This is a genomic window from SAR324 cluster bacterium, from assembly GCA_015232315.1.
Classification (GTDB): domain Bacteria; phylum SAR324; class SAR324; order SAR324; family NAC60-12; genus JADFZZ01.
This window is the reverse complement of the sequence record JADFZZ010000048.1, coordinates 21,365-31,819: the sequence shown is the minus strand read 5'-3', so window position 1 is coordinate 31,819 and position 10,455 is coordinate 21,365. Positions and strand designations below refer to the sequence as shown.

General features: G+C 48.4%; 3 protein-coding genes. All 3 read right to left on the bottom strand.

Annotated features, from left to right (window positions below):
* Positions 1-543 precede the first annotated feature (543 nt).
* The 3 genes from HQM11_19985 to HQM11_19975 all read right to left on the bottom strand — a co-directional run bounded on the left by HQM11_19985 (position 544) and on the right by HQM11_19975 (position 10,402).
* Positions 544-5,034 carry a GAF domain-containing protein gene (locus tag HQM11_19985; GenBank protein MBF0353318.1) on the bottom strand — a complete coding sequence of 1,497 codons (4,491 nt, stop codon included), beginning with the start codon at positions 5,032-5,034 and terminating at the stop codon, positions 544-546.
* A 68-nt stretch (positions 5,035-5,102) separates the two neighbouring features.
* Positions 5,103-7,553 carry a GAF domain-containing protein gene (locus tag HQM11_19980; GenBank protein MBF0353317.1) on the bottom strand — a complete coding sequence of 817 codons (2,451 nt, stop codon included), beginning with the start codon at positions 7,551-7,553 and terminating at the stop codon, positions 5,103-5,105.
* Between the two features lie 161 nt (positions 7,554-7,714).
* A complete protein-coding gene (locus HQM11_19975) occupies positions 7,715-10,402 on the bottom strand; it encodes a hypothetical protein (GenBank protein ID MBF0353316.1) in 2,688 nt (895 codons plus the stop codon).
* Positions 10,403-10,455: the final 53 nt, after the last annotated feature.

Genomic DNA, 10,455 nt, shown 5'->3' with positions numbered 1-10,455 from the left:
CTGGCTGGCTTGCTCTTTTTAATGATAAAATCAAGATGGTTTTTCATATATATCCATATTTAATTGTGAATAATTTTTACGAACATCACCGGAGAAATATCACTGCCTGTCGCTGAAACTCTCTAATGAATTCGTCGCCTGGAAATCCCCCTTTTCAAAGGGTGCATGGGGATTTAACGCACGGAATTACATCCCCCAGGGCTGTTCACTTCTCTGGTAGGACGGGACTACGTGCCCGTCAAAAATACGATGTTTGGCGTTTGCGGGGCATGTAATCCCCGCCTACCATCCGGTTGACGTTCAAAATAAGGAGAAATGAACAGCCCTGATATTGGATTGTGAATAATGTTTCAGCAAATGCTAAAACCCTCTTAGGGACATCAAAATAAATACCATACCAATTTTCAGGTATCTCCTCAACGATACCATCACGGGACGATTGGTAGAGCCGGGTTACGTCCCGGCTCATTCCCGGGGACGTAACCCCGGGCTACCGTTAACTGTCATCATGATCCTTTGGTATTTTATTTTTTTTGTAATCCCTTACTTTGTCTCCAGGATGAAAGCACCATCCTCAGCGATTTTGGAAACATAATGCAGGCGTTCTTCTTCATATTGATGAAAATGAAATTTCGCTACAGAATCATGGGGGAACACCTCCAGGGCTTTTTCAAAGGATTTCTGAGACTCTTCCCATTGGCGAAGATGCCTGTACCGCAATCCCCGGGAAATCCATATTCCAGCTTGCCGCTTCAACTGTTTGAGAGGCGGTGGCTCCTGCTCATAGATTTCAAAAATCGTGACAGGGCGGTCTTTCCCCTTGACCCGAACAAAATCCACTTCCCTGCCGGCAAAGCGGTTCATTTCCACCAGTGCCAGCGTATCGTCGCTCACCAGAATGGAGACGCCATAACGTTTGGTCAACCCTTCCAGTCGGGAGGCCAAATTCACTGTGTCGCCCAGCACCGTGGAATCCATACGGTCTTTGGAACCTACCGTTCCAAAGATCACAGGACCGCTATGGATGCCAATTCCAATCTGAATAGCCTGATATCCCGAGCTGGCTCGATACTGATTGTATTCGTTGAGAGATTGAATCATCGCGATCGCGGCGCGTACCGCCTGTTCTGCCGCGGAATGATTCCGGCCCTCGGGAAAATCGAAGATCGCCATAATCGCGTCCCCGATAAATTTATCGATAAACCCTTCATGCTGATGTAGCACTCCGCTCATTCTTTGAAAATAGGCGTTGAGAAAATTCAGCAATTCCTGGGGAGAAATGGTTTCTGAAAAACGGGTAAACTCACGGATATCGGAAAAGAGAATGGTCGCGTCATCACTTTGGGCGTTGCCCAGGGAGATGTTTTCCAGACCATTTCCGGCAATACGCCGCAAAAACTGCTGAGGCACAAATTTTTGAAAGGTTTGGATCATGGCGGCGACTCTTTCCGATTCAGCCAACTGAAGCCGCGTTGTTTTCAGGCTTTCATACAAATAAGCGTTGTTTACCGCTGAGGCGATTTGGGTGACATAGCGCTGGATCTTGTCCAGATCCTCTTCACGCAAGGAAAAAGGCTCGGTGGTATGAGCAAACACCAGGGTTCCAATGGGTTTATCCTGAATGAGCAGGGGAAACATGATGATGGCGGCGATTGGATTGATGTTACAAATCTCAAGATCAGCCTTAAAAAAAGAATGGAGCATTTCTTGCGTTATGGGTGAAAAATAGTAGCTTTCCCGGGTCAGACACGCCTCACACAGATAACTCACATAATCACGGTATGGCAGGTCAATCCGCTGGATGGCATGAAGTCTGGCAGGGGTTACGTCTGTGCCATAATAGTTGGAAAGCTCTATTTTCTGCGTTTCCCGATTGAGTAAAAAAATACCACATTGATTAAAATCCAGAATCCCGCTAAGCGATCGCATCACCACGCGGATCACTTCTTCCATATCCAGGGTAGCGTTCGCGACTCTCATGACCTGATTGATATGAGAAATCTCCCGGGTGCGCTGGCGAACCTGCTCTTCCAGGTTTTCCATGAGACTGATGCTGTGCAGATAAGGTCCCAGGGCCATGCCGACCTGATAAATAAAATTCCGCTCCTCGGTTGAATAGGCGGAGTTATTGATTTTTTCATCCACAAGGAGCACCCCTGTCAGTTTGTTTTCATAGACAATCGGTTGAATCAGTTCTGTCTGAAACAGTAAATCATCGAGGGCAATTGGTTCGCCCTGATTCAGCATCCATTGAAAAGCGTCTTCCTGAGTGACCAGAAGGGGCTGTTTTTCTATCCATTTCAGCAAGGGATGATTCACGGACAACACAACGGGAGCCTCGTTGTCACCCGGTTGATAGCTATTCTCAAAAAAACCTCTCTTCAGTCCCTGATAGGCCCAGCCCTCCAGTTGGTCGGAATCAGCGTTCAAGGCGACCGCCAGGGTGACTTTTCCCGCGGGAAAGAGGCGGAAAAAGGAATAGGCCACAAATTGAAACAGTTCCCGATAACGAGTGGCCTGTGACAACAACTCAATCAGAAAATTAAAAGTCTTCTGTGAAATCCGTTCTGTGGGAAAAAACAAATCCAGTACGGATTTCCAAAGGATTTTAAAGACCCCGTATCCGGTGACCCCACACCCTACTTCCAGCAAGAGTGACCAGGGAATGGGGATTGCCCAATAAGTGATCGCGTCATTGACAACAAACATCAGCAGGATTAAAGAGCCGATCACAGCAACCCAATAGAACAGGTTCCTTAGAAAACCAAGCACATCCGTAAGATTGTAAATCAGGATGCCATAGGCCATGACCAACATGGGAATAAAGATGAAATTGCCTGCGGGGTAGATGTCATAACCATGAAGGGCAGGTATATTTCCAAAGATCATGAGGCTTGAAAGCACCCATCCTGTCATCAGATAAAAAATGCGTTGCTTTTCAACGGGACGTGTATTTTGTCGATAAAACAGAACCAACCGGGTGAGGGCGTAAACAACCCCGATGAACCAAACCAGACTCATGAAATCAAAAAGAATATTTTTTTGAGCAAAAAATCCCCAATAAAACAGATTCTCTCCCTGAAAATACCAGGAGGTTTGGCTCAGAGGAATCATTACAATCCCGATGCCATAATAGAGTTTGGAGATCCACCAGCGTTTTTGCTGATGGGTGACCAGAAACAGCAGATGCATGTTGACCCCTGTGTTCATCACAAAGAAAAAGTGTGCCCAGCGATCAATCATCAAGGCCTTGTGAGCGTCAGGGACCACGCCGGAAAGAAAAGTTCTGCTATTGAGAATGGCATACAGCAGGCAAATCAGGCTGAAAAGCTGGGACTCTGTATTGTTGTGGGCTATACGGAACAGAAAAATCGAAAGAGTCAGGCAACATAAAAACGAAGCCAGAGGAGGCAATCCATAGGGGATTGTTTTATCTAACACGTAACTCCAGGTTAATCCGTGAGTGGCATATACGATAATTGGAATCAGAGAGGCATATCCCAGAACGGTGATTGTTTGCACCACTCTCAGCCGAATCATTTTTTTGGCCGCCGGATTGAGTTTCAGGAGATCATGATGGAAAATGCCATAAGCCATCAAAAGCATGGGGATAAAGGTGAAATTCCCCAACGGATACACCGCGAAACCAAACATGGGTAGCATACTCGCCAGATTCAACCCTCCGGAAACCGCCACCCCCGCAAACACAAACAGATGTTCTTTCCTCTGTCCGGCGGCGCAGGCTTTCCATGACTGATACAAAAGCCAGACGCTACGAAGCAAGACAGCTCCGGCGACCGCGCCAAACACCTCATAAGCCCATTGTTTGACAGGATACCATCCCCAGAAAAACTCCGTCATTCCCGCAAAATAATGCTCCGTCTGACTCAATGGAGTCCAGAAAATCGCGAACAGATAACACTGATAAATCAGGCGGCGATGGGGATTGTTTAACAACAGATATACCAGATGAATCACCAAAGCGGGTTGCCAGACAGAAAAAGCATCGACGATTCGCATGATTTTCAGGGACAACCCGGCAGACATCAAATGTTGTCCATAAATCATGTCCAGCGCAAGCAGGCCCCACCCCCAGACGCTCAAGCCGAAGATAATTGTTTTTTTGCTCCGGTCCCCCCGGGTCGCGCAGAAGGATGCCAACCCGAAACAGACCAGCACCGTGAACAAGGGCGGTAACGAATACTTGAGAAAACGTGTCGCGAAATCAGGACGGAAGGTGCCTTGTCGCGATAATATCAAATGAAGGAAAGTCACCAGAAGCGGAATCCAGATCACCAGGAGTACCAACTGGGTGATTCTTCGATGAGTCACCCAACTGTGGAGAGTTCCCGTCACATGGTAACGCAGAAGCCCGTAACTGGTGAGCATCAAGGGAATAAAGGAAAAATCCGCGATCAGATAGGTCTTCAGGCCCATTACGGATAATAGCGATCCCAGGACTTGCAGTATGGCGTTCAACGCGAAACCTGTCAGAATAAACCATAGCTCCCTTTGTTTTTGTGAAGCGATATCACTCAAAATTCCGCGAAGTAGCAGGAATACCCCGTAAATGAGACATACCAGTGCCAGCAAACTCATGGTTTTCTGAAGCCACGCGCTCCGGATCATGTAACCAAAGTCACCCGCTCTTAATTCCGTGATGTAGTGTGAGGTCACAACCAACGGAATCGAGAGCGCAATCAGCAGATAGAGGCCTTTCACCAGCCAACGCCTCTTCTTCAGGCCCAATACTTCATGAACAAAATGGATTCCTGTGGGAATTGTAAACAGATAAATAGGGGAGTACCCTCGAACGAGGTATAGTGCTATCTCAACAGGGAGCATATCCTTGATAGCCGCTCCCAGATAATGGATCGTTTCAATGATCAGAAAAATGGTGAAGATTTGATGTTTCCTGTCTTCTCTTCCTGTTTGAATGGTGATTGACGCCAGGAAAATACAAACAAACGCATTGATGAACAGCAATAAGCCATGAGGGAGGAAATAGTCTAAACGAACAAGACTGAAGAGCATCGCATTGCCGGATTAATGTTGAGAATGGTGTAAAATACTCGTTTGACGTGTCAGTGTCTGTTTGTCGTTCAGCCCTCCCGCGTCCGATTGCCATGCTTTCCGTCGGCTTGTGACGGATCACTGACAACCGTGTCCGCCGGCAAATGGATCAGAAACAAGAATTGCCGGTAATCGCCTTCATGCGGGCGGGTGAAGGCGATTTCGATGGAACCGCCATGTTTTTCCAGAAATTTTCTGACCGCGTCCATCCCGACACCGCGTCCGGAAATTCCGCTGATTTGTTGCGCTGTGGAAATTCCGGAGAGAAAAATAATTTCGGCGATTTCACGGTCATTGTAAGTTTTATCCTGCTGGAAATAACCGGACTGAAGGCCTTTTTCACGCAATGTTTTCAGATTGAGGCCGCGGCCGTCATCCTGAAATTTGATCAGACAGCCTGTGGAATCCTGTAGCAGTTCAAGAGTGATGGTTCCCGTTTCGGGTTTTCCAGCATGGCTTCGTTCGTTGGGGGATTCAAGGCCGTGATCCATTGAATTTCTGAAAATATGGGTGAATACGCTTTTTAACAGCGTCACGCTGTCCTGTCTGATCAGGATACCGTGATCCTGTATGGAAACCAGCGGCGATGGCTTATCCAGTTCTTTGGCCAAAGAGGGCAACGCCTTGAGAATCCCTTCCAGCAGATATTCCATGGTGCAGGTATCACGTGTGTCCAGCACAGCTCTGATTTGCCGCAGAATCTGCGAATCATCACCATTTTTCCCGCTCAAATCAGCGATCTGTTCCAGAATCTTCCGGTTATGCGTCTCTTCTTCGCCGGTGTTCCCTGTCAGTTTGGTTCTGTAGATGTTTTCATAGCGTCCCAGAATCTCCTCGGCGTGAGATAATTCAGACAGCAGGCGTTCACGGTCCCAGGCGAGTTCTTTTTCACGGCGGAGCTGGTCATAGGTGTGTTCCGCCTCATGAATGGTATCGGTCAGAAATTTCAGTCCATAAGTACGCGCGTTGCCCTTGATGGTGTGCATATTGCGGAACAGGGTGGCCAGCACGTCAATATCCCTGCTGGCGGTACCGCGTATGATTTCGGTGTTTTCCTTCAGAAATTGGTGGGACGTTTCCAGAAACTCATCGAATTTATTTTTGGAAATGGCGAGAATCTGTCCGATAATTTCCAGTTCCTGTTTCTGCTGTTCCGCCTCCATCTGCAACCCGCGGAGTTCTGTCACATCCCTGATGGTGACCATGACTTTTTCAATGCTGTCGCTTTCATCAAGGATGGGATTCCAGTCCACTTCCAGAATCCGGCTGGAACCATCGCTGGTCTTTCTTTGATATTCATGGACAAACAAATGCTGATTGCATTCAAACATGAAGGCGTCTTCACCCATAATCGCATCAACCGCGGTTTCAATCTGATTGAGCTGATCACTGCCAAGGTTTGAGTTGTCAAACAGCAGATCCGCGAAATAATTTCCCCCCAGATTTTTTTGCTCAAACATCTGTTCCAGCCATGAAGAATATTCAGGATGAATGATACCGCCCTCGATAATGGTCAGAACCCCCTGGCGCATGTTGTTGAGCATGCTTTGAATGTCGCGTGTCTTGTGGCGCAACTGTTCGGTGCGTTCCAGCACTTTCTGCTCCAGATTCCGGTTTTGTTCCTCAATCACGGACACCATCTGGATATTTTTAATGGTGACCACGGTCAGTCTGGCCAGGGTCATGGCAAATTCCTCGTCTTCCGGTTCAAAATGAACCTCTCCAATTTTTCCCGAAAAATTCATCACGCCGAACACTTCCTGATCATCCATCATGGGAACACACAGGAGGGATTGCGTCTCTCCTCTGAAAATCCGCCCAACGTAATCATGAGCTTGTGAGGTGTCAGGCACATAGATGATTTTTTTCTCTTTCAGGGATATTCCCGCAAGCCCCTCACCCGGTCTGAATGATTTCGGGAATTCAGCGACACCCCGGACCAAGGGCGGGTATACCGTATAGTTTTCCAGAATACCGGTCTGGTGGTTGAACAGGTAGACGGAACCCCGTTCAACATTGATCTGGGATTTCATGACCTCCAGGGCTGTCTTGATGGCCTGTTTCTGGTCACGGGTTCCAGCCAGCACCTCACCGGTGATGTTCAGCGTGTGCAGATCGGCCATTTTTTTGCGAATGGATTCCTGTGCCCGCACCAGATCCCTGATGGTGAGGAATCCTGTGCAAACCACCATCTGTACAAAAACCGCTCCGAACAGAAACACCACCCCTGTTAAAACAAGAATGAGGGAACTCATTCCGAAATACAGCAGAACGATCACGCCCAGGTAGCCCGCCAGAAAAAACAGCATCAGCACCAGCAGAATTTTCCATGCGCGCGCGTAGGTGCTTCCGGTGATGAGTTTGAAAATCCGTCCGGTTCCTTTGGCGGCGAGTCCCATCACGCATGCGCCAATCAGGATCAATAACGCTGTAATGACATCGCCTGTTGTCATTTGGCTGATCAGAAAATGTTCATTCATGGTTAACCCCCAATCTCTCTGGAATATTTTAAAAAGGGTATGGTTCAATATTTCGGATATTCAGATATCCGTGTCATCCCGAACGCCTGTGAGGGATCCCGGACTCCAAGGAGGATCTCTCCCTTCGGTCGAGATGACACCGTTACCCGTTTGAACCATGCCTAAAAAAGATCCATCTCCCGTGCTTTGGCCAGGGCTTGGGTACGGCTGTGGACGTTGAGTTTGTTGAAAATATGCTTGATGTGGGTTTTGATGGTACTGAGTTCCACAAAAAGCCGGGCGGCGATGGATTTATTATCCTCGCCATCCGCCATCAGCCGCAGGATTTCATATTCGCGCTGGCTGAGCAGTTTGTTAACCCCTTTCGGTTCACAGACAGGCTGATTCTGATCACAGGCATTCAGCAACTGACAGGCGTACTGATAGATCAGCGGGTTATTTTTCCTGTGTTTCATGAACTGACTCAGCAGATTGCTGATCGTGGGCATGGTATCCAGAAAAGTCCGGATATACCGTTGGGATTCCGCCAGGGACAGGGCTTCATCCAGAACTGAAAAGGCCTCAGTGTTTTTTTTCATGTGATACAAAGTCAGACTTTTCAGGGCGAGTAGCTCAATCAACCGTCCCTGCCTGTGGTTCCGGCGGATGGAGGTTTCCAGCGTGGTGATCAGCGTCATGGCGGAATCCGGATCGCGCACAGCAAGGTGATAGCGAACCCTGACAAGCAGGTTTTTTTCATGAAGATATTCCGTTCCCATGGAATTGAACCTATAACGTTCCGACCATTGACCTGTTTGCTCCAGTTGTCCCTGGGTGATCCGGAACTGTGCGGCGCAGGAATCAATCTGTTCAGCATAAAATGGAACCTGATACCATTCCTTCAGGTCAATGGCCCTGTTCAGCCATTGAAACGCCTCCGCGGTTTTTCCCTGCGCGTATTGCAGACGGGCCATTCCCCAGCTTCCATAAAAGGTCAGATCCTTGATGTTTCCATTTTCTGCCAGTTTCAGTCCCCTTGTGAAATAATGCTCGGCATTACTCAATGCGTTGAGTTCATATTCCAGTTCAGCGAAAGCGATGTACAGAAATCCGGTGGCGGGAAATTCTGTCCAATGGTTGTTTTCCACGTCAAGTCGCTGTTTCTCGGCCAGTGCCACCGCCTCACGCAGATAACCGGCCTGAATCCAGAAATGAATCAGCAAATAGCTGGCAATCATCATGGTGTACATGTTGGATGTCTGGGAACTCATTTGATGGGCATTGCTCAACGCGGCGAGAGCCTGGCGTGTATTGCCCGCCAGCAGATTCGCGTGTCCAAGGCAGATCAGCGCGATATTCCGCATGACGCTATCATCCTGCTTGAGCCGGGCCAGTGAGTTTTCAGCATACAGGATTCCCTGTTCAGGACTTCCCAGACAAAGTTCCAGGTAACTGCGCATCACGTCCAGATAGCCCGACATGGACGAATAGGCCTCTTCCTGCCGCTGTGCGGGAGACATGCTGTTCCATAGTGATTCTATCAGCAGAAGATACTCCCGCGCGGGCTTGAGCTGGGCAATGAGACACAGCGCGATGCCTCTGGCGAAACACAGCCAGATTCTGGAATGAATCACCTCGTCGGGGATAGTCCTCAGCCGTTCAAGCACCATGAAAATCTCACTTTGCCTGAGCAGGTTTTCAACCATGCCTTCCAGAACATCAGCGGCTTTCTCATAATCTTCAATGACAATGAGGTGATGGAGCGCCTCATCATCCATGCCGCTGGAAAGATACCACCGGCTTGCTGTCAGATGGAGTTGCCGGATGAGTAGCGGGGATTCTTCGGTGAGATGGTTCTGCAGAAACTGAGTGAACAGGTTGTGATAACGGAACCATTTTCTGTGAGAGTCCAGTCCGATGAGAAACAGATTGGATTTTTCCAGATATCCGAGAATGTCATGGCTGTCCTCGCGTCCTGTGACAGCATTGCAGAGTTCCGCTGTCATGGAACGCAGAATGGAGGTCATTCTCAGAAAATCCCTGACTTCCCACGATTGATCGCGAAAAAGTTCTTCCATCAGATAATCGGCAATATATTTATGCTTTCCTGAAAATTCACGGATGGCTGACGACAAGTCATGAGAACCGGCGGAGGACAGCACGGCCATCTGGATTGCGGCGATCCAGCCTTCGGTGCGGTCATACAGGAGATCCAGTTCTTTGGCGGACAACCCTGTTTCCAGTTTATGGATCAGAAACTCTGACATTTCTTCGAGAGTGAACCGCAAATCCTGTTCCTCCAGTTCAATCAACTGCTGACGCGCCCTGAATTTGGCAATCGCGAACGGCAGTCTGTTTCTGGTCGATAATACCAGACGCACATTCGCTGGCAGATTCTGAAGACTGTATTGAACCGCCTGATGTATTTCCCGGGATTGAATCATCTGATAATCATCAAGAACAAGCACGATGGGCTGAGCAACCCGCTCGAGTTCATTCATCAGCCAGCTCATGGTTGTTTTGATGGGCGGGATACGCGCGGAATGAGATATCTTTTCAAGTGAATTCTCAATTTCAGGCACAATGGCCTTGATGCCCGTCAATAGATAATGCAGAAGCCGCAACGGGCTGTTGTCCTCTTCATCCAGAGCAATCCACACAGAGGGACAGGAAAGCGCGGATGTCCACTGGCTCAACAGGGTGGTCTTGCCAAATCCGGCCGGTGCAGAAACCACGGTGAGTCTGCGGTTCAGCCCATCATTGAGCGCTGTGATCAATCGGGAACGGACCAGTGCTTGTTCGGAAACAGATGGCGCCCTGAGTTTGGTCATCAGCAATGGAGAGGCTTTGAAATATGAAATTCCGTTCATGATCCCTGTTTATTGTTCACAATCCGCTGTTAGTTTTAATATCTTTCAATAGG

Coding starts and splice junctions, on each gene's coding strand:
- HQM11_19985 (MBF0353318.1), bottom strand. CDS start 5,034: ATGCTCTTCAGTCTTGTTCGTTTAGACTATTTCCTCCCTCATGGCTTA.
- HQM11_19980 (MBF0353317.1), bottom strand. CDS start 7,553: ATGAATGAACATTTTCTGATCAGCCAAATGACAACAGGCGATGTCATT.
- HQM11_19975 (MBF0353316.1), bottom strand. CDS start 10,402: ATGAACGGAATTTCATATTTCAAAGCCTCTCCATTGCTGATGACCAAA.